Annotated in this window: 23 protein-coding genes; 19 read left to right on the forward strand and 4 right to left on the reverse strand. The window is 58.9% G+C overall.

Annotated features, from left to right (window positions below; all coding sequences use genetic code 11):
• Positions 1 to 33 precede the first annotated feature (33 nt).
• From RCI06_RS06615 to RCI06_RS06660, 10 genes are all read left to right on the forward strand, one after another.
• Positions 34 to 7338: a GH36-type glycosyl hydrolase domain-containing protein gene (locus RCI06_RS06615; RefSeq protein ID WP_306575146.1), complete on the forward strand. Its 7305-nt coding sequence runs from the start codon at positions 34 to 36 to the stop codon at positions 7336 to 7338.
• 85 nt (positions 7339 to 7423) lie between these two features.
• Entirely contained in the window at positions 7424 to 8704 is a 1281-nt protein-coding gene (gene yfmF / locus RCI06_RS06620; protein ID WP_101550984.1) for an EF-P 5-aminopentanol modification-associated protein YfmF, read from the forward strand.
• Position 8705: 1 nt separating this feature from the next.
• Entirely contained in the window at positions 8706 to 9992 is a 1287-nt protein-coding gene (yfmH, locus tag RCI06_RS06625) for an EF-P 5-aminopentanol modification-associated protein YfmH (protein ID WP_306575149.1), read from the forward strand.
• Positions 9993 to 10010: 18 nt separating this feature from the next.
• Positions 10011 to 11153 (forward strand): prolipoprotein diacylglyceryl transferase, encoded by a 1143-nt coding sequence (gene lgt, locus RCI06_RS06630; RefSeq protein WP_288234180.1) that lies wholly within the window; start codon positions 10011 to 10013, stop codon positions 11151 to 11153.
• Entirely contained in the window at positions 11134 to 11976 is an 843-nt protein-coding gene (gene folD / locus RCI06_RS06635) for a bifunctional methylenetetrahydrofolate dehydrogenase/methenyltetrahydrofolate cyclohydrolase FolD (RefSeq protein ID WP_101550978.1), read from the forward strand. Before lgt ends, folD begins: the two co-directional genes overlap by 20 nt.
• Before the next feature lie 139 nt (positions 11977 to 12115).
• Positions 12116 to 12427, forward strand: coding sequence for a 50S ribosomal protein L21 (gene rplU, locus RCI06_RS06640; protein WP_101550976.1), 312 nt, complete (start codon positions 12116 to 12118; stop codon positions 12425 to 12427).
• A gap of 29 nt (positions 12428 to 12456) precedes the next feature.
• Positions 12457 to 12714: a 50S ribosomal protein L27 gene (gene rpmA, locus RCI06_RS06645; RefSeq protein ID WP_101550974.1), complete on the forward strand. Its 258-nt coding sequence runs from the start codon at positions 12457 to 12459 to the stop codon at positions 12712 to 12714.
• Between the two features lie 101 nt (positions 12715 to 12815).
• Positions 12816 to 14087 carry a GTPase ObgE gene (gene obgE, locus RCI06_RS06650; RefSeq protein WP_288234181.1) on the forward strand — a complete coding sequence of 424 codons (1272 nt, stop codon included), beginning with the start codon at positions 12816 to 12818 and terminating at the stop codon, positions 14085 to 14087.
• Positions 14088 to 14099: 12 nt separating this feature from the next.
• On the forward strand, positions 14100 to 14501 hold the full coding sequence (locus RCI06_RS06655; protein ID WP_101550971.1) for a Mini-ribonuclease 3: 402 nt from the start codon (positions 14100 to 14102) through the stop codon (positions 14499 to 14501).
• Between the two features lie 10 nt (positions 14502 to 14511).
• A complete protein-coding gene (locus RCI06_RS06660; protein WP_101550969.1) occupies positions 14512 to 15384 on the forward strand; it encodes a YitT family protein in 873 nt (290 codons plus the stop codon).
• 121 nt (positions 15385 to 15505) lie between these two features.
• On the opposite strand, the gene RCI06_RS06665 is transcribed toward RCI06_RS06660, so the two are convergent.
• Positions 15506 to 15745 (reverse strand): hypothetical protein, encoded by a 240-nt coding sequence (locus tag RCI06_RS06665; protein ID WP_146021705.1) that lies wholly within the window; start codon positions 15743 to 15745, stop codon positions 15506 to 15508.
• Between the two features lie 242 nt (positions 15746 to 15987).
• Between RCI06_RS06665 and RCI06_RS06670 the strand changes: the two genes are divergently transcribed.
• Positions 15988 to 16533: an NADH peroxidase gene (locus RCI06_RS06670; protein ID WP_101550966.1), complete on the forward strand. Its 546-nt coding sequence runs from the start codon at positions 15988 to 15990 to the stop codon at positions 16531 to 16533.
• A 105-nt stretch (positions 16534 to 16638) separates the two neighbouring features.
• Positions 16639 to 16791: a hypothetical protein gene (locus RCI06_RS06675; RefSeq protein ID WP_158595521.1), complete on the forward strand. Its 153-nt coding sequence runs from the start codon at positions 16639 to 16641 to the stop codon at positions 16789 to 16791.
• A gap of 75 nt (positions 16792 to 16866) precedes the next feature.
• Here the strand turns inward: RCI06_RS06675 and RCI06_RS06680 are convergent, their stop codons facing one another.
• From RCI06_RS06680 to mobC, 3 genes are all read right to left on the reverse strand, one after another.
• Positions 16867 to 18516 carry a recombinase family protein gene (locus tag RCI06_RS06680; RefSeq protein WP_306575152.1) on the reverse strand — a complete coding sequence of 550 codons (1650 nt, stop codon included), beginning with the start codon at positions 18514 to 18516 and terminating at the stop codon, positions 16867 to 16869.
• Between the two features lie 4 nt (positions 18517 to 18520).
• On the reverse strand, positions 18521 to 18778 hold the full coding sequence (locus RCI06_RS06685) for a hypothetical protein (RefSeq protein WP_306575155.1): 258 nt from the start codon (positions 18776 to 18778) through the stop codon (positions 18521 to 18523).
• A 117-nt stretch (positions 18779 to 18895) separates the two neighbouring features.
• Positions 18896 to 19237, reverse strand: a complete 342-nt coding sequence (mobC, locus tag RCI06_RS06690; RefSeq protein WP_306575158.1) for a plasmid mobilization relaxosome protein MobC — start codon at positions 19235 to 19237, stop codon at positions 18896 to 18898.
• A gap of 243 nt (positions 19238 to 19480) precedes the next feature.
• Here mobC and RCI06_RS06695 point away from each other — a divergent pair, with 243 nt between their 5' ends.
• The 7 genes from RCI06_RS06695 (at position 19481) to RCI06_RS06725 (ending at position 24487) form a co-directional block, all read left to right on the forward strand.
• A complete protein-coding gene (locus RCI06_RS06695; protein ID WP_306575161.1) occupies positions 19481 to 20221 on the forward strand; it encodes a MerR family transcriptional regulator in 741 nt (246 codons plus the stop codon).
• 77 nt (positions 20222 to 20298) lie between these two features.
• Positions 20299 to 21024, forward strand: coding sequence for an ABC transporter ATP-binding protein (locus RCI06_RS06700; protein ID WP_306575163.1), 726 nt, complete (start codon positions 20299 to 20301; stop codon positions 21022 to 21024).
• On the forward strand, positions 21021 to 21764 hold the full coding sequence (locus tag RCI06_RS06705) for an ABC transporter permease (RefSeq protein ID WP_306575165.1): 744 nt from the start codon (positions 21021 to 21023) through the stop codon (positions 21762 to 21764). The genes RCI06_RS06700 and RCI06_RS06705 overlap by 4 nt, the downstream gene beginning before the upstream one ends.
• 10 nt (positions 21765 to 21774) lie before the next feature.
• The gene (locus RCI06_RS06710; protein WP_306575168.1) at positions 21775 to 21966 is read left to right on the forward strand and encodes a cysteine-rich KTR domain-containing protein; all 192 of its coding nucleotides are present in this window, start codon (positions 21775 to 21777) and stop codon (positions 21964 to 21966) included.
• A gap of 362 nt (positions 21967 to 22328) precedes the next feature.
• Positions 22329 to 22790 carry an RNA polymerase sigma factor gene (locus RCI06_RS06715; RefSeq protein WP_306575170.1) on the forward strand — a complete coding sequence of 154 codons (462 nt, stop codon included), beginning with the start codon at positions 22329 to 22331 and terminating at the stop codon, positions 22788 to 22790.
• Positions 22756 to 22968, forward strand: a complete 213-nt coding sequence (locus RCI06_RS06720; protein WP_306575173.1) for a helix-turn-helix domain-containing protein — start codon at positions 22756 to 22758, stop codon at positions 22966 to 22968. The genes RCI06_RS06715 and RCI06_RS06720 overlap by 35 nt, the downstream gene beginning before the upstream one ends.
• A gap of 376 nt (positions 22969 to 23344) precedes the next feature.
• Positions 23345 to 24487, forward strand: coding sequence for a TIR domain-containing protein (locus tag RCI06_RS06725; RefSeq protein ID WP_306575176.1), 1143 nt, complete (start codon positions 23345 to 23347; stop codon positions 24485 to 24487).
• Positions 24488 to 24637: the final 150 nt, after the last annotated feature.

Raw genomic sequence — 24637 nt, forward strand, 5'->3', positions numbered from 1 at the left:
TCTGCGAACGATAAAAGAAATGGCGGTTTGCAGATGGACGGGAATAAACGGACGATGATCGAGGAACGGGTGCGCGCGGCCGCGCGGGAGGTCCCGCGCGGCGGGGCGCGCCAGATCGCGCGCGGGCTGCGGCGGGAGCTTTCGGAGCTGCGCGCGCGGTTTTCCGCCCTGCGGGAGACCGGCGCGCCCGAGGGCTGGGAGCAGTGGCTTTCGGACAATTTCTACGCGCTCGAGGCGCACGCCAAGCAGTCGCTGCTCGACCTGCGCGGCTGCCGAAAGCGGAGCGCGCCGCTGCTCGGGCTCTATCTACAGCTTGAGGCGGTCTTTGCCGACGGGGAGATCCCGATCGGCATGGAGGAGGTCCGCGCGGCGCTTACGGCCGCGAACGAGCTTTCCGAGCTCGGGGAGCGGCAACTGGAATTCACCTACACCGCGCTCAAATGCGTCCTGCTGCACGCGGCGGCGGACGCCTGCGCGGGGGAGCGGGATTCCGCAGGGCGGGAGCGCCTCCTCTCCTACGCGGTCACCGGGCTGACGGCGGTCTACGAACTCGATTTCGACGCGCTCACCCGTTCGGTGAGCGCGGTCGAGCGCATCTTTGAAAAGGACCCCGCCGGGGTCTACCCGCGCATGGCGGAGCAGTCCCGGCGGCACTACCGGCAGATCGCCGCGCGCATCGCAAGATATACCGGCGCGGCGGAAAGCGCCGTTGCGCGCGACATCCTCATCTGCGCCGGGGACGCGAAGGGGGAGCGGGAACGCCACGTCGGCTACTATCTGCTCGGGCACGACCCGCGCGCCATCCGCGCCCGGCGGCGCGGGCGCGCGGCGCTCCTGCTCTCCTGGGCGCTGCCGCTGGCCCTCTGCGCCTTTCTCTGGGCGGGCTTCGGTCCCGCCGCCGCGCTGCTCGGGTACCTGCCGCTCGTCGAGATTGTGCGGGTGCCGGCCTCCTCGCTGGCGATGCGCGGCGTCCCGGCGGGGCATATTCCGCGCGTCGAACTGACCGAGCTGCCGAAGACGGCGGTCGCCGTGACGACCCTGCTGCCCGCCGCCGACAAGGCGGACGGGCTGCGGAACCGGCTGGAGCAGCTCTACTTTTCCAACCCCGCCGAAAACCTCTTTTTCTGCGTGCTCGCGGATTTCGGGGAGGACCGCCGGCCCTTCAGCCCGCAGGACGGCCCCCGGATCGACGCCGCCAAACGGGTGATCGAAGAGCTGAACCGCCGGTACGGCGGCCGGTTTTTCCTCTTTGTGCGGCGGCGGGTCTACAGCCCGACGCAGAACGCCTACTGCGGCTGGGAGCGCAAGCGGGGCGCAATCATCGAATTCATCCGCTTTGTGAAGGGCGGGGAGACGCCTGTGGCCTGCTTCGCGGGGGACCGCGAGGCGCTCGGGAACCTCAAATACCTCATTGCGCTCGACGCGGACACCAACCTCTCCTTCGACGGCGCACGCCAGCTGCTCGCGGCGGCGGAGCACCCGCTCAACCGCCCGGTGATCGGCAAACACAACGCCGTCGCCGCCGGCTACGGCATCCTGACCGCGTGTATTGGCACCGATTTGGAGTCTGCAAAGGCGACGGACTTTACGCGTATCATGGCGGGCGCGGGCGGCATCTCCTCCTATGAGCAGGAGTGCAGCGACTTCTATCAGGACCTCTTTGGACAGACGGTCTTTTCCGGCAAGGGACTCATCGATATCGACGCCTTCCACGCGGTCGTCGGGCGGCGGTTTCCCGAAAACCGCGTGCTCAGCCACGACATCGTGGAGGGCGCCTACCTGCGGGTGGGGCTCCTCTCCGACGTGGAGCTCACCGACGGGATGCCCACCAACGCGCTCTCCTGGTTCACGCGGCTGCACCGCTGGATCCGCGGCGACTGGCAGAACCTGCCCTTCCTGCGCCGTACGATCGTGCTGAACGGCTCCCGCCGTCCCAACCCGGTCGGCCCGCTCGCGAAATACCAGCTCCTCGACAATCTCCGCCGCTCGCTGACGCCGGCGGCGGCGCTTTCCTGCGTGGCTGCTGCGGCTTTTCTGCCGCAGGGGACCGCGCTGCTGCTCTGCGCGCTGGCCTTCCTCTCGGGCGCGCTCGCGCCGCTTTTGGGCGCGGTGCGCGCCATCCTGAACGGCGGGCGGTTCGCACTGACCCGTCGCTATTTCGCGCGCACGCTGCCGCGCGTCTTCGAGCTGCTGGGGCAGGCGCTGCTCGGCACGATCATGACCGCCCAGCAGGCGGTCGTCGCCCTCGACGCGGCCTGCCGCGCCCTCTGGCGGATGGCGTTCTCCCACAAGAACCTGCTCCAGTGGACGACCGCCGCGCAGGGGGAGACGCGCGACGCGGGGGTGCTCGCCGTGCTGCGGAGAAGCTGGCTTTCCGAGCTCATCGGTCTCTGCCTGCTCATCTTCGCGCCGCCGCAGAGTCTTGTCGTCAAGCTCTACGGCGCGCTCTTTCTGCTCTACGCGCCCGTCGCGGCGGCGACCGCCCGCCCGACGCCGGAGGTCAAAGCGCTGCCCGGCCGCGTCCAGCGGGAGCGCCTGCTCTCCCTCTGCGCCCAGATGTTCCGCTTCTACGAGGACTATGCCGGGAAGGAGAACCACTACCTGCCGCCCGACAACGTCCAGGATTCTCCGGTGGAGGCCGTTGCGCGGCGCACCTCGCCGACCAACATCGGCATGATGCTGCTCTCGATGCTCGCGGCGCGCGATCTGCACCTGATCGACACCGAGGGGCTCTACACCCGCATCGAGCGGACGATTTCGACGATCGAAAAGCTCGAGACTTACCGGGGAAATCTCTATAACTGGTACGCGACCGACGACCTGCGGGTGCTGCCCGAGCCGTTTGTCTCGGCGGTGGACAGCGGAAACTTCCTCTGCGCGCTCGTCGCGCTGGGGGAGGGCCTGCGGGAGTACGCCGCGCAGGAGCCGCGGATGGGGGAGCTTGTCGGACGCGTGGAGGCGCTGCTGGAACGGACGGATTTTTCCGTCTTCTACAACCGCCGCCGCAAGCTCCTGACGATCGGCCTGGACCGGAACGGCAATCCCTCCGGCTCCCACTACGACTTCCTCATGAGCGAGGCGCGCACCGCCAGCTATTACGCGGTCGCCACCCGGCAGGCGGGACGGCGGCACTGGAGCGCGCTCGGGCGCGCGATGTCCCGCTGCGGCCCCTACGCGGGGCCGGTCTCCTGGACGGGCACGATGTTTGAATACTTCATGCCCCACCTGCTGCTGCCCGCCTACGACGGATCGCTGCTGGGCGAGGCGCTTCACTACGCGCTCTACTGCCAGAAGCGGCGCGCCCGCCGCGCGGGGGTTCCGTGGGGGATTAGCGAGAGCGGGTATTTCGCCTTCGACCCGCACTTAAACTACCAGTACAAGGCGCACGGCGTGCAGGCGCTGGGGGTGAAGCGGGGGCTCGACCGGGAATGCGTCGTCGCGCCCTATGCGACCTTTCTGGCGCTGCCCTTCGACCTTGACGGCGGGATGAAAAACCTCGACCGCCTCGAGGCGCTCGGCATGGCGGGAAGGTACGGCTTCTATGAGGCGGCCGACTTCACGCCCGGGCGCGCCCCGGCGGGAGGCTTTGCGGTGGTGCGCTCCTATATGGCGCACCATGTCGGCATGAGCATCGTCGCCTGCGCGAACGCGCTGCTCGACAACGTCATGCAGAAGCGGTTCATGCGCGACCACGCGATGGGTTCCGCCAGGGAATTTTTGCAGGAAAAAATATCAAAGGATGCGGTGGTGTACGACCAGATGAAACCGGAAAACGACCAGCGGCAAAAGCCCGCGCCCGAGGGCGCGCCCATCGTGCGGGAGGGGCTCTCCCCGCTGTCGCCCGCCTGCACTCTGCTCGCGTCGGGGCTCTGCTGCCATCCGCTCTCCGAGACGGGGAACGGCTGGCTGCGCTATGGGGACTGCGACGTGACCCGCCGTTCCGACGACCCGCTGCTCCACCCGCAGGGGATTCTCGCCCTTGTGAAGGCATGCGGCGAGACGATCTCGGCCACGGCCGCGCCCTTCTGGCAGGAGGGGGTGGCGCACCGCTGCGAGTTCACGGCGGACGGCGCGTCCTACCACGCCCGGAAGGGGGAGATCGAGCTCACCCAGCGGTTCACCCTCGACGCGGTCCGTCCGGTGGAGCGGTGCGCGCTGACCGTCCGCAACCACACCGCGTCCAAGGCGGTCGCGCAGGTCTGCTTCTACTTCGAGCCGGTGCTCGCCCAAAACAGCGAATACGCCGCGCATCCCGCCTTCTCCAAGCTCTTTCTGCTGGGAAGCCGGGACGCGGCCACCGATTCGGTCAGCTTCTTCCGCCGCCACCGGGACGGCTCGGATGGGCTCTTCCTTTCGGCGGGGCTCGCGGAACGGATCCCGTTCGACTGCTGCCTGCGCCGGGAGGAGATGACCCCCTATCCCGAGGGGCTCCAGAACCTGCTGCATTTCGACGCGCTGCCCTTCGGCGGCCAGACCGCCACGCCCGATGGCTGCTGCGCCCTCCGCCTGACCCTCACCGTCCCGGCGCGCGGGGAGGCGGCGGCGACGCTGCTGCTCTCCTGCGGGCCGTCGCTCGCCGAGAGCGCGGGCAATCTCGCGGCCGCGCGGGAGGAGCGTTCGGCTCCCGCGCCCTCGCCGCTCATGGGCGATTCGATGGCCGCGCGGTTCGGTCTGCGGCTGCTGCCGCAGATGCTCTTCGGCGCGGACTGCGGCGATGCGGCGCGCGCCGCCCTCGCGGAGAACACCCGCGGGCAGGACGCGCTCTGGTCGCTGGGGATTTCGGGCGACCGGCCCGTCGTCCTCTACGACTGGGACGCCGAGCCGGACGAGGCGCGGCTGTCGGCCTACCTGGAACTCTGGACGATCATGCGGCTGCACCGGCTGGAATTCGACCTCTGCGTGCTCGGCGCGCCGGAGAATCCGCTTCCGGAGGGCGTGTACCGGATTCCGCGGGAGGTCTCCCGGGAGGTGCTCACCGCCCTCAGGGCCGCCGCCTGCCACACCGCGTCCGACGCGCGGGAGCCCGCCCCGGCCGAGTGGAGGCCCGCGCCCATCCTGCACGCCGAGCCGGCGGAGATCCCGCAGGACCCCAACCGGTTCGACGTGGTGGGCGGGGCCTACCTCGGGGAGGGCTTCTGCGTCGAGCGGGTGACGCCGCTGCCCTTCTCCCACGTGCTGGCGAACCCGTCGTTCGGGTGCCTCATGCAGGACGCGAGCCTCGGCAACACCTGGTGGCAGAACGCCCGCGAATGCAAGCTCAGCCCATGGCGCAACGACATCGCCTCGGGCAACGACGGCGAACGCCTCCTGCTGAAGCTGGGGGAGGAGATTTACGACCTGGTGAACGGCGCGCGCGCCTTCTTTTCCCCGTCGGAGGCCCGCTGGAAGGGGCGCGCGGGGGACCTTTCGACGGAGGTGCGCGTGACAGTATCCGACGCGGGGAGCGCAAAATTCCTCGATTTGACGCTGGAAAACGAGAGCGACGGGGAGGTGGAGGCCATCTGCGCCTATGTGATCGAGCCGGTGCTGGGCGTCAGCCGGCAGACGGCGAAATATATCCGGTTCGGGCAGCTCGACGGCTGCCTGACGCTGCACAATCCCTATCACGCGCAGCTTCCCGCCTGGATGGCGGTCCGCGTCCCGGACGGGCATCCGAGCCACACGACCGACCGCGCCGCGTTTTACGCGGGGGACTGGTCGCCGCGGGAGCTGCTGCCGAATAACGACCCCATTGCGGGCACGGTGGTGCGCAAGCGCCTGCCGCCCCGCCGGCGCGAGTCGATCCGCTTCATCCTCGCGGCGGCCGCCGAGGAGGCGGCCGCGGCGCAGCTCGCTGGGCGGCCGCTGCCGCCCTCCGGCGGCTCCGGCCGCCGCTCGATCTCGATCTCCACCCCGAGCGAGCCGCTCGACCGCTTCATCAACACCTTCGCGCCCCACCAGATCCTCGCGGGGCGGCTGTGGGGCCGGTGCGCCTTCTACCAGTGCTCGGGCGCCTACGGCTTCCGCGACCAGCTGCAGGACGCGGGCGCCTACCAGCTGCTCGACCCGGAGATCGCCAGGGAGCAGATCGCGCGCTGCTGCGCCGTGCAGTTCCCCGAGGGGGACGTGCTCCACTGGTGGCACGCGCTGCCCAGCGAGACGCGCGGGGTGCGCACCCGCTTTTCCGACGACCTGCTCTGGCTGCCCTACACCGTCTGCGGCTATGTCGAGGCGACGGGCGACCGGGAGCTGCTCGACCTCGAGATCGCCTTCTGCGAGGGGGAACCGCTCGCGGAGGGGGAACAGGAGCGCTACCAGGCGGTGCGGCAGTCGGAGGAAAAGGCGACGGTGTTCGAGCACTGCGTGCGCGCGATCGAAAAGGCGAGCAATTTCGGGGACAAGGGCATCCCGAAGATCGGCTGCGGCGACTGGAACGACGGGTTTTCGGGTGTCGGCGCGGGCGGGCAGGGGCAGAGCGTCTGGCTCGGGATGTTCCTCGCCGTGGTGTGCGGGCGGTTCGCGCCGCTCTGCGCCGAACGCGGGGACAGCTTCCGCGCCGAGCTTATGAAGGGCACGACGGCGCTTCTGCGCCAGAACCTCGACAAATCCTGCTGGGACGGAAACTGGTACCTGCGCGCCTTTTACGACGACGGGACCCCGCTCGGCAGCCATAAGAGCGAGGAATGCCGCATCGACCTGCTCTCCCAGAGCTTTGCGGTCTTCGCGGGGATGCCCGACGCTTCGCGCGTGCAGACGGCGCTCGACTCCGCGCTCGACCGCCTTGTGGACCATGAGGGGCGGATCGTGAAGCTCTTTACGCCCCCCTTCGACCGCTCCGACCACAACCCCGGCTATATCAAGGCGTACCCCACCGGCATCCGGGAAAACGGCGGCCAGTACACCCACGCGGCCATCTGGCTCGCGCTCGCGCTGCTGGAGGCGGGCCGCGCGGAGGAGGGCTGGCGGCTGCTCGACATGCTCAACCCCGCCTCCCGCTGCACCGACGCGGCGCTCGCCCAGAGCTACAAGACCGAGCCCTACTACCTCGCCGCCGACATTTACACCCACGCCGGGTGCTGCGGCCACGGGGGCTGGAGCATCTATACCGGCGCGGCGGCGTGGTACTACCGCGCGGTGGTCGGCGGACTGCTGGGACTGGGCTTCCGCGGCGGGGCGCTCACCCTTTCGCCCCGCCTGCCCGAAAGCTGGAACCGTTTCTCGGTTACGGTACGGGAGGGGGAGGCGACCTACGCGATCGAATGCTCCCGGACGGGGAAGCGGACGCTCACGGTGGACGGGAATCCGGCGGAGGAAATCCCGCTCGACGGGGCGAGCCACACCATTTTGTTAACGATTTAAAAACGATGGAAAAAAGATGGTGCGCGCGCGGGTTTTTATGGTATAATAACTTCTCGTAATGAAATATCCCAAAGGAGATCATCGAATGAACGACCGCTTCCAACGGGAATCCATCGGCGACGGCGTCTGGTTCAGCAGCGTCACCGATCCCAAATTCAAACACAACCGCATCTCCGCCAACCTGCTGGTCGGGCTGGAGAGCGAAACGGCCTCGGTGAACGCGGCCCTGCCCTTTATCCTGCGGCGCGGCTGCCGTTCCTGCCCCGATTTTACCATGCTCAACCAGAAGCTGTGCGAGCTCTACGGCGCGTCCCTCTCCTGCGACGTGTCCAAGTTCGGCGGCTACCAGGTGCTGGAGCTTTCGATCTACGGCATCGACGACCGCTTCACCCTCGATAACGCCCCGCTCGCACGCGAGTGCGCGGCGCTGCTCTGCGACGTGCTGCTCGACCCGAAGCTGTCGGACGGCGCGTTCGACGAGCAGGACACGGCGCTCGAGCGCCAGCAGCTCGTGGACACGATCGAGGGGCAGATCAACGACAAGCGCCTCTATGCGCTGACCCGCTGCAAGTCGCTCATGTGCGCGGGAGAGCCGATCGCGGTCGACAAATACGGCTCCATCCCCGACGCAAAGGCGATCACCGCCCGCTCGGCGGCGGAGGCCTACCGCCGCGTCGTCGAAACGGCGCAGGTGGAGCTCTTCTTCGTGGGCAGCGGCGACCCGGCCGAGGCGAAGGAGACCTTCCGCAAGGCGTTTTCCGGAATCCGCCGCAGCCCTGCCGCGCTCGAAAAGGTCCAAACGGCCCTGCGCGCCGACAGGGTCCGCGAGCAGACCGACGAGATGGACGTCGCGCAGTCCAAGCTGGTGATGGGCTTCCGCACCGGCGAGATTAAGGACCGCCGCGCCTTCGGCGGCATGCGCATGATGGTCGCGCTCTTCGGCGGCACGCCGACCTCGCGGCTCTTCACCTACGTGCGCGAAAAGCTCAGCCTCTGCTACTACTGCGCCGCGCGGTTCGACCGTCTGACCGGGCTCATGTTCGTCGACAGCGGCGTGGAGAAGCAGAACGGGCGGAAGGCCTACGACGAGATCCTCCGCCAGCTCGACTGTGTGCGCAGGGGCGAATTCACCGACGAGGAGCTCACCGCCACCCGCCTGCTCATGCAGACCTCCCTGGAGGCGGTCGGCGATTCGCTCAGCGCGACCGAGGAGTGGTACCTCACCCAGATCGTGGGCGGCGCCCAGTACTCGGCCAAGGACGAGAGCGCCCTGCTCGACGAGGTCACCCGTGAGGACGTGATCGCGGCGGCCGGGCAGGTCACGCTCGACACGGTCTATTTCCTCACAGGAAAGGAGGCGGAGTAAGATGGATCAGCAGATTGTCAAATCCGCGCGGCTCGGGGAGGAGATGGTGCGGATCAAGCACAAGTCCGGCCTCAACATGCTGCTCTGCCCGATGAAGGGCTACTCGACCGCCTACGCGACCTTCACGGCCAACGTGGGCTCGGTGGACACCGGCTTCAAGACGCAGGACGACGCGGAGTTCGTCGACGTGCCGGAAGGGATCGCGCATTTCCTCGAGCACAAGATGTTTGAGAACGAGGAGGGGGACGCGTTCGAGCGGTACGCCAGGACGGGCGCCTCGGCCAACGCCTATACCTCCTTCGACAAGACCGCCTACCTCTTCGCCTGCACCGGCAACTTCGAGCAGTCGCTCGAGATCCTGCTCGACTTTGTGCGCCGCCCCTACTTCACGAAGGAGTCGGTGCAGAAGGAGCAGGGGATCATCGGGCAGGAGATCCGCATGTACGACGACGACGGCGACTGGCGGGTGCAGTTCAACCTGCTCGCCGCGCTCTACCACAGGCATCCGGTGCGCATCGACATCGCCGGCACCGTCGAGTCGATCTCCAAGATCGACCACGAGCTGCTCTACCGCTGCTACCGCACCTTCTATAACCTGAACAACATGGTGCTCTGCGTGGCGGGCAACTTCGACGTGGACACCGTGCTGAAGGTCGCCGACCGGGTGCTCAATCCGGACGAGAAGCCGGTGGAGATCGAGCGCCGCACGGTCGATGAGCCGGAAAGCGTCTGCCGCCCGCTGGTCGAGCAAAAGCTGTCGGTCGCCACGCCGCTCTTCGAGTTCGGCTTCAAGGGCCGCGCCGGCGCCCCCCGGGAAAACCTCAAAAACCAGGTGCTCGACGAGCTGCTCGCCGACATCATCGCGGGGGAGGCGTCGCCGCTCTACCGCCGCATGTACGACGCGGGCATCATCAACGCGACCTTCGGCAGCGAGATCATGGCCGGGCGCGACTATATGTGCGCGATCTTCTCGGGCGAGAGCCGCGAGCCGGAACGGGTCGCGCGGGAGATCAAAGAGGAGATCGCCCGCATGAAGCGGGAGGGGATCGACGAGCGGATGTTCGGACTCTGCCGCCGGGCCACCTACGGGCGCTATATCGGCATGTACAGCCGTGTGGAATCGGTGGCGGGACTCATGGCCGCGACCTATTTTGCGGGCGTCGACGACATCTATTCGCTGCTTGACATCGTGGCGGACGCGACCGTCGAACAGCTCACCGAACGGCTGGAGACCGCCTTCGATGAGACGCGGTCGGCGCTTTCGATCGTGCGGCCGCTCGACGAATAAGCGGGGGAGGCTGACAGCATGGACTTTTACAGGCACGCGGTCTCCTTCCCGGGGCTTGGCATCGGGGAGTTTGAGATCAACCAGACCGCCTTTACGATCCCCGGCATCGACTGGCCGATCCGCTGGTACGGCGTCATCATCGCGGCGGGGTTCCTGCTCGCGATCCTCTATATCCTGAAGCGCACCCGCACCTTCGGCCTCGACGCCGACCGGGTGCTCGACGTCATCATCGGCGCGGTCATCGGCGGGATCGTCGGCGCGCGCCTCTACTACGTGATCTTCAGCTGGGAGATCTACGCGGACGACCCGATCAGCGTCTTCTACCTCTGGAAGGGCGGCATCGCCATCTACGGCGGCGTGATCGGCGGATTTCTCGTGGGCTACCTCATCTGCCGCTGGCGGAAGGTGAAGTTCCTGCCCATGGCCGACCTCGCGGTCGGCGGGCTCATCCTCGCGCAGTCGATCGGCCGGTGGGGCAACTTCGTCAACATCGAGGCGTTCGGCTCCAACACCACCGCTCCCTGGGGGATGGCGGGCCCGGCGGTCCGGCAGTACCTCGCGAGCCACCAGGCGGCGCTCGCCGCGCAGGGGGTGGTCGTCGACCCGTCGCTTCCGGTGCACCCGACCTTCTTCTACGAGTCGGCCTGGTGCCTGCTCGGGTTTCTGTTCATCGCGTGGTATACCAAACGCCGCCGGTTCGACGGCGAGCTGGCCCTCGTCTATGCCGCGTGGTACGGCGCGGGCCGCGCCGTCATCGAGGGCCTCCGGACCGACAGCCTCATGTGGGGGAGCGTCCGGGTGTCGCAGGCGCTCGCGGTCGTCCTTGTGGTCGCCGCGCTGGCGGTCGAGGTCTGGGTGCGCGGGCGCATCCGCGCGCACGCGGGGGATCCCGATTATCTGAAGCTCTATGTGGATACCGAGGAGGGACAGGCCGTGCTGGCCGGGACCTTCTATCAGCAGGCGGAGGCGAAGGCGCCCGAACCGTCGGAGGCTTCGGGGGCGGGGGAGGAACCCGCTTCTCCGGAACCTTTGGAGACGGGCGCGGACGCGTCCGAAGAGGCGGCGACCGCCGGGGGACCGGCGGGGGACACGCCCGAGGAAAACGAGGAACCCGAGACGACCGATGGGGAGGACGATGAAGATGCAGGCAAAGCTGATTGATGGAAAGGCGGTAAGCGCCGCGCTGCGCGAGCAGCTCAAGGAGGAGGTCGCCGCGCTGGCGGAGGACGGCATCACGCCGGGGCTCGCCGTGGTGATCGTCGGGGACGACCCCGCGTCCAAGGTCTACGTGCGCAACAAGAAGAAGGCGTGCGAGGAGCTGGGGCTCCACTCGGAGGAGTACGCGCTGCCCGCGGAGACGACGCAGGAGGAACTGCTCGCGCTCGTGGATAAACTCAACAAAAAGCCGGATATCGACGGCATCCTCGTGCAGCTCCCGCTGCCCGCCCACCTCGACGAGAAGGCGGTCATCGAGGCGATCTCGCCCGACAAGGACGTGGACGCGTTTTCCGCCGTCAACGTCGGAAAGATTATGATCGGCGACTACAAGTTTTTGCCCTGTACCCCGGCGGGTATCATGGAGCTGATCAAATCGACCGGCATCGAGGTGAAGGGCAGGGAGTGCGTCGTCGTGGGGCGCAGCAACATCGTCGGCAAGCCGATGGCCATGCTCCTGCTCCACCAGCACGGCACCGTCACGATCTGCCACAGCCGCACCGCCGACCTGCCCTCCGTCACCCGGCGCGCCGACATCCTCGTCGTCGCGGTCGGCAGGGCGAAGTTCGTCACCGCCGACATGGTGAAGCCCGGCGCGGTCGTCATCGACGTGGGCATGAACCGCGACGAGAACGGCAAGCTGTGCGGCGACGTCGACTTTGCGGAGGTCTCCGAGGTCGCGGGCGCGATCACGCCGGTGCCCGGCGGCGTCGGCCCCATGACGATCACGATGCTGATGAGAAATACCATCACCGCCGCCAAAAAGTGAGAGAAACGCCTGAAAATACCTCTCGTCCCTTGACATGGGAGCCCCGGTATGCTAAAATATCACTTGCCGCATGTTTCAGGCTATAAGTGCGCCCATACGCCGCCTGACCGCAGCGAGTCTATTGAAATGAGGAAACAGAATGTACGCAGTCATTTGCACAGGCGGAAAGCAGTATCGCGTTTCTGAAGGCGATGTTGTTTTTATCGAGAAGCTCGACGCCGAGGTTGACGCAACCGTGAATTTCGACCAGGTCCTCGCAGTCGGCAAGGACGACGGCGTGGTCGTCGGAGCCCCCACCGTGGCGGGCGCGACCGTGACCGGCAAGGTGCTCAGGAACGGCAAGGCCAAGAAGATCACCGTCTTCACCTACCGTCCGAAGAAGGGCTCCGCCCGCAAGCTGGGCCACCGCCAGCCGTATACGAAGGTCGAAATCCAGTCGATCAAGGCTTAATCGTAGAAAGGAAAGCAGAGGTGTTTTAAATGGCACATAAAAAAGGTGTAGGTTCTACCAAGAACGGACGCGATTCCGAATCCAAACGCCTTGGCGTGAAGCGTGCTGACGGCCAGTTCGTGCTTGCCGGCAACATCCTCGTCCGCCAGAGGGGCACTCATATCCATCCGGGCACCAACGTCGGCAGGGGCTCCGACGACACCCTCTTCGCCCTGAGCGACGGGAAAGTGAAATTCGAGCGCCTCGGTCGCGACCGCAAGAAGGTCTCGATCGTTCCTGTCCAGTAATCATTTTTGCAGCAAGTCCCGAGTGGAAACACTCGGGATTTTTGTTCTTTATTGGGGCATCCTAAATCCATCACACCCGGACCGAAGACAGGAGTAAAAGCATGTTTGTTGACAAGGTAAAAATCCGCATCAGGGCGGGGGACGGCGGCAACGGCGCCGTGGCGTTCCACCGGGAAAAATATGTCGCGGCGGGCGGACCCGACGGCGGGGACGGCGGGCGCGGCGGAAACGTCGTGTTCCAGGCGGACACCAACCTGTCCACGCTCGTGGACTTCAAGTACAAGCGCCGCTTCTTCGCGGAAAACGGCTCGCCGGGCGGCGGAGGCCGCCGCAGCGGCAGAAACGCGCCCGATCTCGTCATCCGCGTGCCGCGCGGGACCGTCGTGCGGGACGCGGCCTCGGGACGGGTCATGGCCGACCTGTCGGGCGATGAGCCCGCGGTGGTCGCGCGCGGCGGTAAGGGCGGCTGGGGCAACAGCCACTTTGCCACCCCGACCCGCCAGTGCCCCCGCTTCTCCAAGCCGGGGCTGCCCGGCGAGGAGTACGAGGTCGAGCTGGAGCTCAAGCTGCTGGCCGACGTGGGTTTGGTGGGCTTCCCGAACGTGGGCAAGTCGACCCTGCTTTCGATGGTGTCGGCCGCCAGGCCGGAGATCGCCAACTACCACTTCACCACCCTCACGCCGGTGCTCGGCGTCGTCAAGGTGGCGGAGGGCAAATCGTTCGTCATGGCGGACATCCCCGGTCTTATCGAAGGGGCCAGCGAGGGGGTCGGGCTCGGGCACGAGTTCCTGCGCCACGTCGACCGCTGCCGCCTGATCGTGCACGTCGTCGACGTGTCCGGCTCGGAGGGCCGCGATCCCGTCGGCGACTTCGAGTCGATCAACGCCGAGCTTGAAAAGTTCAATCCCGAGCTCGCCTCCCGTCCTCAGATCGTCGCCGCCAACAAGACCGACATGGCCTCCCCCGAACAGCTCGCGGCCTTCCGCGGCTACATCGAGGAAAAGGGATATCCCTTCTATGAGATCTGCGCGCCGATCGGGGAGGGGATCGAACCGCTCGTCTACGCGATCTCGCAGAAGCTCGACACCCTGCCGCCCATCAGGGAATACGAGGTCGACCATGTCCCGCTCGAGGAGCGGGAGCGGCTCGCCCGCAACGTCTTCGACATCCATGTGGAGGACGGCGTCTACATCGTCGAGGCGGACTGGCTGATGCCCGCGCTCGGCATGGTGGATATGGACGACTACGAGAGTCTTCAGTATTTCCAGCGGGTGCTGCGCCAGAGCGGCATCATCGACAGGCTCGAGGAGATGGGCATCCAGGAGGGCGACACGGTCAGCATCCTCAATTTTGAGTTTGAATACATCAGATAAAGGACGGCTTTTATGCTCGATATGAAACCGCAGGAACAGAATCCGAAGCTCTTAAGCCCGCTGACCCTCGCCTTTCTGGGGGACGCGGTCTATGAGCTGTGCGTGCGCCAGCGGGTCGTGGCGGAGGGCAACCGCCCCGTCAACGACATGCACCGCAAGGCGGTGAAGCTCGTCAACGCGGCGGCTCAGTCGGACGCGTTCGAGCGCATCTCCGGTGCGCTCACCGAGGAGGAGCTCGCCGTCTACAAGCGCGGGCGCAACGCCAACGCCACCAGCTCCCCCAAGCACGCGGCGCTCGCCGATTACCGCCGCGCCACCGGCGTGGAGGCGCTCTTCGGCTATCTCTATCTCAAGGGCGAGACGGAGCGCATCGGGGAGCTTTTCGACCTGGCCTGCGCCGCGGCGGAAGGGTAGGGGGATCGCGTTGGAGAGAGCGGGACTGCGCAAAACGCTGTGGGAACTGCTGGTGGAGCTTGCCTTCGACGGGGTGGGCAGCTTTGCCTTCGCCGTGGGGATGCAGATGTTTATCGCCCCCAACCAGATCGCGCCGGGCGGCGTGAGCGGCCTTGCGGTGGTGCTCAACTACCTGACGCAGGTCCCGATCGGCGTCTGGTCCTTCTTCATCAATATCCCGCTGCTGCTGGTCGGGCTCCGGTTCCTCGGCAGGCGGTTCGCCCTGCGCACCCTCAAGACGGTGGTCGTCCTGTCCGTCATGATCGACTACGCCGCCGCGCCGCTGCCCGCCTACACGGGCGACCCGCTGCTTGCCGCGCTCTTCGGCGGCGTGCTCATGGGCGCGGGGATGGCGGTCGTCTTCCTGCGCGGCTCCACGACGGGCGGCAGCGATATCGTCTCCCGGGTGCTCCAGCTCCGGTATCCCTATATCCCGCTCGGCAGGATCCTGATGTCGATCGACGTGGTGGTCATCCTCATTTCGGCGGCGGTCTTCGGGCGCATCGAAACGGCCCTCTACGGCATGGTGGCGGTCTTTACCGCCTCCAAGGTGATCGACGGCATCCTCTACGGCATGGATACCGGGAAGCTCATCTACGTCATGTCGCGGGACTCCCAGACGATCGCCAAGCGGGTGATGGCGGAGCTGGAACGCGGCTGCACCCTTCTCAAGTCGACCGGGGCGTTCACCCAGAGCGATGCGCAGGTCCTGCTCGTGGCGGTGCGCCGCCAGCAGTACCATCCGCTCAAGAAGATCATCCACGAGGTCGACCCCGCGGCCTTCATCATCGTGACCGATTCCACCGAGGTGATCGGGCTGGGCTTCAAGCCGATCACCGGATAAAAAGAGGGCCGGCCGCACGCGCGGCCGGCCCTCTTTGTAAAACGGCGAGGGAAAGCCCCCGGATCTGCCGCGCGCGGCGGGATATCCGGGGGCTTTCGGCGCTCTATCAGACGAAATGGCCTTAGTCGGACAGCTCGTTACGGTTCTTCTTCGCCTGGGAGGATTTCTGGTTGTTGTTGGAGGAGCTGTTCTGCTCGTTGCTGAAACGGTTGGAGGAGTTGTTCTGCTCGTTGCTGAAACGGTTGGAAGAATTGTTCTGCTCGTTGCTGAAACGATTGGAAGAATTATTCTGCTCGTTTCTCAGGCTGTTCTGTTCGGAACGGTTGTTGTTCTTCGCCATGGTCATTTCACCTCTTTTCAATTAGTGTACTCTTATTATTCGGAAATTCGGACGGTTTATTCCATGCAATGATCGGCAATGGCAGAAAATCCCCGGCGGGTTGGAAAAAAGTTTACACGGAAACGGAAATATATTCAGAAAGATTTGTTATCATTTTCTCTGGAATTTTCCAAAAGGGCTTGACTTAACTATACTGTTGTGGTATAGTTAACCAGGGTTAAGAAAACCGCACTTGAAATCGAAATTGACAGGAGGATATGACGATGAAAAAGTTTGTTTGCACCATTTGTGGATATGTTCATGAGGGGGACACCCCACCGGAGTTCTGCCCGCAGTGCAAGGCGCCCGCTTCCAAGTTCGAGGAGCAGAAGGCCGATTCCCTGACCTGGGCCGATGAGCACCGTGTCGGCGTCGCGGCCGGCGTGGACCCGGAGATCGTTGAGGGCCTGCGCATGAACTTCACCGGCGAGTGCTCCGAGGTCGGCATGTATCTGGCGATGGCGCGTCAGGCGCACCGCGAGGGCTACCCCGAGATCGGCCTCTACTATGAGAAGGCCGCCTACGAAGAGGCGGAGCACGCCGCGAAATTCGCCGAGCTGCTCGGCGAGGTCGTCTTCGCGGACACCAAGAAGAACCTCGAGCTGCGCGTGGCCGCCGAGAACGGCGCCTGTGAGGGCAAGAAGAAGCTCGCCACCCGCGCCAAGGAACTCGGTCTCGACGCGATCCACGACACCGTCCACGAGATGTGCAAGGACGAGGCGCGCCACGGCTGCGGCTTCCAGGGCCTGCTCAACCGCTATTTCAAGTAACGGCATAAACATAAAAGCGGCGGGATTCCCGCCGCTTTTATTCGTATATCCGGGGCCGGCGGAGGAATCCTAATGGAAAGAAATCCTGAGAGGGAGGAATCTCCGTTGGCAAAGAAGGCAAAGCTGCCCGACGGCCCCGCCGAGCGGGTCGAGGCGCAGAACGAAGGAATCCGGCCGGAGAGCAACCATCACGCGGCCAACCAGAACCAGCATCACAACGTCAAGAAGGAAGCGCTCGGACCGAACACCCGGCGCTGAAAAAAGGCGGCCTCCGGTTTGGCACACACCCACAAGGAAGTAATTTAATATTTGCAAGGCGGCATAGTCGAAAGGCTATGCCGTTCTGCTTTTTCTTTGCCGTTCAATGGTTTGCGTCTCGTTGTCCTGCTCCAATTCCCCGATAAAGTTCCAAACGATTTGGATTTTCTGCCGGCGGTGTCCGCTGGACTTGTCGGGGGCGTGGACGATTATCTTTTTCACAAACTCATTGACGATAGTAGGCGTCAGTTCGTTGATACCTACATACTTGCGGATAACGGCGGCAAAGCTGTCAAAATCGGCTCTGTCCTGCTTATAGGTATCAACGGCGGCTTGTTCTGTCTTGACAAACTCCATCAGTTCCTTTTGCTCTGCTTCATACTCGGCGGACAGCTTCAAAAACCGTTCATGGGAAATCGCGCCCGTTATGTCGTCTTCATAGATACGCTTGAAAATACGGTCAAGTTCCACTATCCGTTTTTTTGCCTGTTCCAACTCTTTCTTGCGCCGCTTTACAACCTTTTCCGTTTCCTCAAAACGCTGCTTTTGTACTACCCTGCGGAAATCGTCGGCGTTGTCTATGAACATCGCCGTTACGTCGAATATTCGGCGCAGCACAAACAGCTTTAGCGTTTCCTCGCGGATATAGTGCATGGTGCAATCGCCCGTATTGCTCTTGTACCTTGCACAGCGGTAGCAATCCTGCTCTGGGGTCATGTTCTTCCCAGTTGCAAAATGCAGCTTGCTCCCACAGTCTGCGCAGTACAGTAGCCCTGAAAATAACCCTTGCCGTTCCGCTTGCTTTGCGGGGCGGCGTTTGTTTTTCCTCAATTCCTGTACTCTCTCAAACACTTTTTCATCAATGATGGCAGATTGTGTATTGGGAAAGATACGGTAATTTTCGGGCGCGTTGTCCAGCCGCTTTTTCAGCTTGTGGGATTTGGAATAGGTCTTGATGTTCACCGTACACCCCGTATATTCGGGACGCTCCAATATCCCTGCGACGGATTTGTAATCCCACCGATAGAGATTGTCCGGCATCGGCTTTCCGTCGCGCTTTGCATAGTACGCCTTAACGGTCAAAACCTTGTCGGCGGTCAGCAGCTTTGCAATCTGCATTGGCCCTTTTCCGTCCACGCACAGCACAAAGATACGTTTGACTACCTCGGCGGCTTCCTCGTCCACAATCCACTGTTTCTTGTCCTCCGGGTCTTTCCTGTACCCATAGGGCGGATTGGTGCAGAGGTGTTCGCCCGAATTGCCCTTTGCCCTCATCACAGCGCGGATTTTCTTACTCGTATCCCGTGCGTAAAAATCGTTGAACAGATTGCGAAACGGAGTGAAATCGTTGTCGCCCTTGTCGCTGTCCACACCGTCATTGATGGCGATATAGCGAATATCCCTCTCGGCAAAGAAACTTTCGGTGTAATAGCCCACTTTCAGATAATCGCGCCCCATACGGGACATATCCTTGACGATGACCGTCTTGACCTTTCCCGTTTCCGCAAGCCCTATCATCTCATTCCAACCGGGTCTATCGAAAGTTACTCCAGATACTCCATCATCGATGAAAAACAAGGGGTTTGGAAAACCGTTGTCTTTGGCGTATTTGAGCAGGATTTTCTTCTGGTTGGCTATGGAATTGCTCTCACCGTCAAGCGCGTCCTCTTGGCTTAAACGGGCATATAAAGCGGTTATATTGTCGGGATAATTTGTATTCGTCATGGGTTCATTCCTCCTGTAATGAACGCCCGACAAACTGGTTGCTGTCTTTATTATAGCGGACTTTCTTCTCCTTGTCAGCAGACGATGTGACGGTTTCCGATTTTATGAGCCGTTTCATTTTATCATACAGCAGTTCAGAACCGCCGCAGGAGGTTTCAATTTCAAAGATTGTGCCGCCTATTTTGTAATAGACGGTTTCGTTTAGCGAATTGCCCCGTTTTGGTAAGTATTCGCTTTCGTCTTGTTGTCGTTTCTTTTCCATTCCTTTCCGTCCTTTCCCTTGAAATCGGTGTTTACAGTTTCGTAGCAAGCATAGGAACCGGATAGCCGGTTCCGTATTTTGCCCTACAAAACGCTTGTTGGAAAGTTTCCCAAACCCTCATTTTATCAGCCCCTTGAATTGCAGGAGCAGCCGACGCTCCAATCTCCATACTTCTTCCATGAGCCGTTTTATCTCGTCCATATCGTCGGCGTAAATGCGCCCTGTTTCATTGATACGCCTTGCAATCTGATTGACGTTCACACCGATTTTCTGAAGCTTCGCCGTATGCGCTTTGACTTCTTCTAAATTCAAAATAAGAATATACCCGTCGATAAGCATTTTACGGGAGTAAGCAGATAGGTTTATCGTCGGTATCTGCTTCACTTTTTCCTCAATCAACGCCCTTCCTTCCTCTGTTACACGTACAATGATTTGCACGTTCCGTTTTCTGTTTTCCATTCGCAGTTCTCCTTTCACTACCTACAACACCGCAGGGGGCGTTTTTGCCAAAGGTTCAGAGTATTGCAGCACATAGCGGCTGCAATGCCATGATTTATATTTGCTATTTGGCGTGACCGAAAGTCTTAAAATAGCATTTCACCTTGTAGTGGTTTAATCTCCATGATATAATGAAACCATACACTATAACACCAGACTTTTTATTTGTGATACTATTGAAGAAAAGAATAGAGGTGGCAATCAATGACAACATATAAAACCGCCGAGGTTGCGGAAATTATTGGAATACACCCTAACACAGTACGGCTATATGAAAAATTGAAGTTAATTCCAAAGCCCGAACGATTACCAAACGGCTATCGGGTATTTACAGAATTTCATATAGAACAATGCCGATTGGTGCGGATTGCGTTTCAAGTTGAAGTATTACAAAATGGACTGCGGAAGAAAATTGTTCAAATGACTAAAATAGCAGCGACAGGAGATTTTGACGCTGCAATCTTACTTATCAATGACTATCTAAAGCAAATCAAGCAAGAACGCGCCAACGCCGAGGAAGCTATCGAGATTGTGAAACAGCTTCTATCCGGCGGCTTGCAGGAACACACGCAATGTTTAAAACGAAAAGAGGTATCAGAAGCACTTGATATTTCTATGGACACGCTCCGAAATTGGGAAATGAACGGTTTGCTTACCATTAAACGAAAAGAAAATGGGTATCGTGTATATACGGATGAAGATATACAACGGTTAAAAATTATTCGTTCTCTACGGTGTGCAAACTATTCATTAGAAGCAATTTTACGGCTGCTCCAACAAATATCCAAAAATCCCCATGCAGATATTCGGACTGCATTAAACACTCCAAAACAATCTGACAATATTATTTCAGCCTGCGATAGACTTATCATTTCACTTTCGGTGGCAGAAGAAAATGCTTATAAAGTCTTGAATATGCTGCAAGAAATGAAAATTCGATTTTAATAAACCCTACATTTTACCACCAATGTTTTTATTGGTGGTATTCTTATTTACGAAAACAAAGCTAAGGAGGTATTACCATGCAAACAGCAATCGAAGTGGAGCAGTTGTCAAAGTCCTATGGCAAGCTGCTTGCGATAGACAATATCAGTCTATCCGTAGAACGCGGTACCGTTTATGGACTGCTTGGAGCAAACGGAGCAGGAAAAAGTACAATCATTGAATGTATCTTGGGAACAAGAACTGCGGACAGCGGTACAATAACCGTCTTAGGGTGCAATCCCCAAAGGGACAGACGCAATCTTTTTCAAAATGTAGGTGTACAGTTTCAAGAGTGCGACTATCAGCCGGAAATCAAAGTTTCTGAACTATGCGAAGAAACCGCCTGTCTCTATAAAAACCCAGCAGACTGGAAAGAACTTTGTACTCAATTTGGAATAGGCGATAAGATGAGCAGCGCAGTAAAAAGTCTTTCCGGCGGTGAAAGGCAACGGCTGTTTATCGTCCTTGCGCTCATTCCTAACCCACAACTTGTTTTTCTTGACGAACTGACAACGGGGCTTGACGCAAAAGCCCGTCGCGGCGTGTGGAAAATATTGTCTGATTTGAAAAGCAAGGGCTTAACTATTTTTCTGACTTCACATCTCATGGACGAAGTAGAAGCCCTTTGCGACGAGATATGTATTCTCAAACAGGGAAAAGTCGTATTCTATGGCACAGTTGAACAGGCAAAAGAAACAAGCGGCTGCACAAAGTTTGAGGACGCTTATCTTGCCCTTTCCGGTGAGGAGGTCGAAGAAGAATGAAATCGTTTGGAGCATTATTAAAGAATGAGCTGAAGCTCAATATCCGAAATATGAACATGGTTATTTTTGCGGTCATTATGCCGTTTGTTGTCTTGGTTATTCTCGGTTTCATTTATGGAACAAAGCCCGCTGCGGACGGTGCGGCGTACACTTTTATGGAACAATCTTTCGGCGCACTTTGCACGATAAGTATATGCGCAGGCGGCTTAATGGGGCTGCCCCTTGTTGTATCAGAATACAGGGAGCGAAAAATCCTAAAGCGTTTTCAAGTTACGCCTGTTAGCCCGCTAAAGCTGCTTTCTGTTGAATTTACAATTTATGTCGTGTACTGTCTTGTATCTATGCTTACGCTTATTCCTACGGCAATGCTGATATGGAATGTGAGAATAAGCGGCTCATGGTTAGCGTTTTTAGGAAGTTGGTTGCTGGCAATGGTATCTACCCTAAGTATCGGAATGATGGTCGGCGGTATTGCAAAAAATTCAAAGAGCGCGAGCGTTATCGCCTGTATCTTATATTTCCCAATGTTAATTTTTTCGGGTGCGACACTTCCCTTTGAGGTAATGCCCGCAGTTATGCAAAAAATCGTGAGCGTTTTTCCAATGACACAGGGTATCCAACTGATGAAATCAACTTTTCTTGGCTTGCCGACCCCAAATACTTGGTTTCCTATTGTGGTTATGGTAATGGTTACAATCATCTGCACAGGAATTGCAGTGAAATTCTTTAAGTGGGAATAGGACAAGTAACGTGCAGTTACCCGTAAACGCCAAAAAGGAAAGTTGGATATTGTGTCCCTTTTGCAAGAGTAAAACAAGGGTAAGAATACGCGACGATACCGTTCTTGTGAACTTCCCGCTATTCTGCCCTAAATGCAAACATGAAACCCTAATCAACATAGGGCAACTGAATATGTCCGTTTCCAAAGAGCCAGACGCATAGACGCAGAGCCGATAACACATGAGGTGAAAACTCATGGTTATCGGCTTTTTCGTTTTTGGGGAAAATATAGAGCCGCCGTTTTTCATGTAAAACAGAAATACGGAGAAAAAACGATTATTTGCAAGGATACGGCGGTATCAAGGAGGTATCGCTATGTCCGCTTTATATCAACACTGTTTTCCAATCAGTAGTTTGTCAAAAAAAGGCCGTTCCTACCTACGGGATATTGCGGCTATCAAGAGGAACTCTCACATCATTATAAATGCATTATCACATCATATAGCATAACCGTCTGTTCAGTTTTGCGCTGCACAGGCGGTTTTGTTATAGCCCTCATTCCAAACGGAAAGGGGGTGAGAATGATGTTATCCAAAGAATACAGAGAGCGTACTGAACGCCGGTTTCACGCATTTTGCAAAGCCGTATTACACAATGAAGCCTGTAATTATTACAGGGAACGAAAGCGCAAGGTACAGCGTGAAATATCCTTTGAGTATCTGCAAGAGAATACCTATTTTGCACCTCGCAGTATGGACGAATACTTTGTCTTGCAGGACAAGCCGACTGCCTTTGCAGTCAACGGGCAGACGGTTATTGTTGACAGCGAGAAGTTAGCAAAAGCTTTGTTGTGCCTATTGGAGCGTCGGCGGGAAATTATTCTTATGCGCTATTATCTGCAATTAAGATATAAGCAGATTGGGGCGTTATTGGGAAAGCCACGTACAACGGTCAACTATCAGAAAAACGCAGCTTTGAAACAGTTGCGGACGGAAATGGAGAAGATGAATGATGAGGAACAGCAAATACAACCTTGTTCCCTATGAAGTGATTGAAAGAGCAATCACAGGCGATACCGCCGCGCTCCTTGCGGTACAGGAACAACACAAAGCCTACATAGGCAGATTAATCGGAGGAAACGCCGATATGAAAGAGCGGTTAAATGCAAAGCTGCTCATGGCTGTTATGAAGTTCCGAACGGACTATCAGCCACCGCGCAAGTAGCAAAGCCAAAAACAGCCGTCAAGGATAAACTTCACGCTTCGCGTCCTTGACGGCTGTTTCCGTCTTTGATGTTAAGCAATCAAGAGGGCGCAAACGGATAAACCGCTTGCGCCCTCTTAAATTATAGGGTTCTCTGTCACGCAATAGAGGGTAGAAAAGCCTGTATTTATGCGGCTTTGTGGACGCAATAAAGGCATGGCTAAGGATTTTATACTCACACCCCTTAAAATGGCGTCCTACTGCGTTACAAATAACTTTGTCAGCACTAAGCAAAGAATTGTTTTGTTTGAATGGGAAGATTGCAAAAAAATGTATTGACAACGTGAACTTTTAATCATATAATACAAACATAGTAAAAATTATAGGAGGTTTTGTCATGGCAAAAGAAAATGTCGTATCGCAAGAGGGCGTGGCGGCAACGCCGCAAAAGAAAAAGCAGACTCGCTTATCACAAGCGGTATGTCCATCTGTGCCCATAGAGGATGTATTGATTATCCCCCAGGCAATTAAAGACAATTTTGCTGGACAAGCTACACCCCCATTATTGCTGGCTGAAGCATGTAAAATATCTCCAACTAGCTCTAATTGGAGGACGTTAACAGGCGCAGCAGTAGCTTACGGAATAACAAGCGGTGCATACAATGCACAAAGCATTTCATTAACACACCTCGGGGAGCGTATTGTTGCTCCACTAATTGAAGGCGATAATGATATTGCATTGAAAGAAGCCATAATGCTTCCAACATTGTTAGCAGATTTTTATCAGCAGTTTGACAAAAACAAATTGCCACGTCCAGATATTGCGCGGAATATCCTTCTCACCAAAGGCGTTCCCGGAGATAAAGTAGAAAGCACATGGGAATTACTAAGAAACAATGCTATCAAGGCAAAAATTCTTAGAGTTATTAGCGGCAACGAATACATTTTTTTAGACAGAGTGACATCTTCACCAAACATAGTCGATGATGCAGAAAGCAGTAGCTTAGAGTCCACTCATGCAGAGCAATCGTTGCCTAATGATGTACTTGAGAAGATGAACATCGCCCCGCCAATTGGCACAACACCCGCTGTACCATTGAAAAAAGAAAAACCTAATATATTCATATCGCATGGTAAAAACAATGCAATTATCATAGGGCAACTTAAAGAGTTATTGGCATACGGACAAATGGAAGCAATTGTTTCGGTAGAAAGGGAAACCACTGCAATTCCTGTGCCAGATAAAGTTTTTGATGATATGAGAAATTGCGACGCAGGTATCATTCATATAGATACTGAGGAAGTTCCTGTTGGGAATGGCGAACAAAAATTCAACCGTCTTAATGAGAATGTTCTGATTGAGATCGGTGCTGCTATTGCGTTATATGGAAAGCGTGTTATACTACTCTGTAAGAAGGGTACAGTGTTACCCTCTAATTTGCAAGGACTTTACCGTTGTGAATACGAAGGTACTCAATTGGATTATGCCTCAACAATGAAGTTGTTAAAAACCATGCAAGAGTTGCGAGAAATGATGTAATACATATAGGGGGGAGGTTTTGGAGCTTACCCTCTATATTTGTCCATTAACACACTAATTGCAAGCGATTTTATCTGTTGTTCTTTTTTGGTTGTTTGTCCTCGACGCTCCACGTTGACGCATAATATTTATCCCATCAGCGTAAAAAGA

The organism is Anaerotruncus massiliensis (ex Togo et al. 2026), from assembly GCF_030825285.1.
GTDB classification, from domain to species: domain Bacteria; phylum Bacillota; class Clostridia; order Oscillospirales; family Ruminococcaceae; genus Anaerotruncus; species Anaerotruncus massiliensis.

Bases quoted from the DNA above. Each gene is read 5' to 3' on its own strand.
- folD (WP_101550978.1), top strand. From the start codon at position 11,134: ATGCAGGCAAAGCTGATTGATGGAAAGGCGGTAAGCGCCGCGCTGCGC.
- RCI06_RS06720 (WP_306575173.1), top strand. From the start codon at position 22,756: ATGAGGAACAGCAAATACAACCTTGTTCCCTATGAAGTGATTGAAAGA.
- rpmA (WP_101550974.1), top strand. From the start codon at position 12,457: ATGGCACATAAAAAAGGTGTAGGTTCTACCAAGAACGGACGCGATTCC.
- RCI06_RS06695 (WP_306575161.1), top strand. From the start codon at position 19,481: ATGACAACATATAAAACCGCCGAGGTTGCGGAAATTATTGGAATACAC.
- RCI06_RS06655 (WP_101550971.1), top strand. From the start codon at position 14,100: ATGCTCGATATGAAACCGCAGGAACAGAATCCGAAGCTCTTAAGCCCG.
- RCI06_RS06685 (WP_306575155.1), bottom strand. From the start codon at position 18,778: ATGGAAAAGAAACGACAACAAGACGAAAGCGAATACTTACCAAAACGG.
- RCI06_RS06680 (WP_306575152.1), bottom strand. From the start codon at position 18,516: ATGACGAATACAAATTATCCCGACAATATAACCGCTTTATATGCCCGT.
- yfmH (WP_306575149.1), top strand. From the start codon at position 8,706: ATGGATCAGCAGATTGTCAAATCCGCGCGGCTCGGGGAGGAGATGGTG.
- rplU (WP_101550976.1), top strand. From the start codon at position 12,116: ATGTACGCAGTCATTTGCACAGGCGGAAAGCAGTATCGCGTTTCTGAA.
- obgE (WP_288234181.1), top strand. From the start codon at position 12,816: ATGTTTGTTGACAAGGTAAAAATCCGCATCAGGGCGGGGGACGGCGGC.
- yfmF (WP_101550984.1), top strand. From the start codon at position 7,424: ATGAACGACCGCTTCCAACGGGAATCCATCGGCGACGGCGTCTGGTTC.
- RCI06_RS06700 (WP_306575163.1), top strand. From the start codon at position 20,299: ATGCAAACAGCAATCGAAGTGGAGCAGTTGTCAAAGTCCTATGGCAAG.
- RCI06_RS06705 (WP_306575165.1), top strand. From the start codon at position 21,021: ATGAAATCGTTTGGAGCATTATTAAAGAATGAGCTGAAGCTCAATATC.
- RCI06_RS06715 (WP_306575170.1), top strand. From the start codon at position 22,329: ATGTTATCCAAAGAATACAGAGAGCGTACTGAACGCCGGTTTCACGCA.
- lgt (WP_288234180.1), top strand. From the start codon at position 10,011: ATGGACTTTTACAGGCACGCGGTCTCCTTCCCGGGGCTTGGCATCGGG.
- mobC (WP_306575158.1), bottom strand. From the start codon at position 19,237: ATGGAAAACAGAAAACGGAACGTGCAAATCATTGTACGTGTAACAGAG.
- RCI06_RS06670 (WP_101550966.1), top strand. From the start codon at position 15,988: ATGAAAAAGTTTGTTTGCACCATTTGTGGATATGTTCATGAGGGGGAC.
- RCI06_RS06615 (WP_306575146.1), top strand. From the start codon at position 34: ATGGACGGGAATAAACGGACGATGATCGAGGAACGGGTGCGCGCGGCC.
- RCI06_RS06725 (WP_306575176.1), top strand. From the start codon at position 23,345: ATGGCAAAAGAAAATGTCGTATCGCAAGAGGGCGTGGCGGCAACGCCG.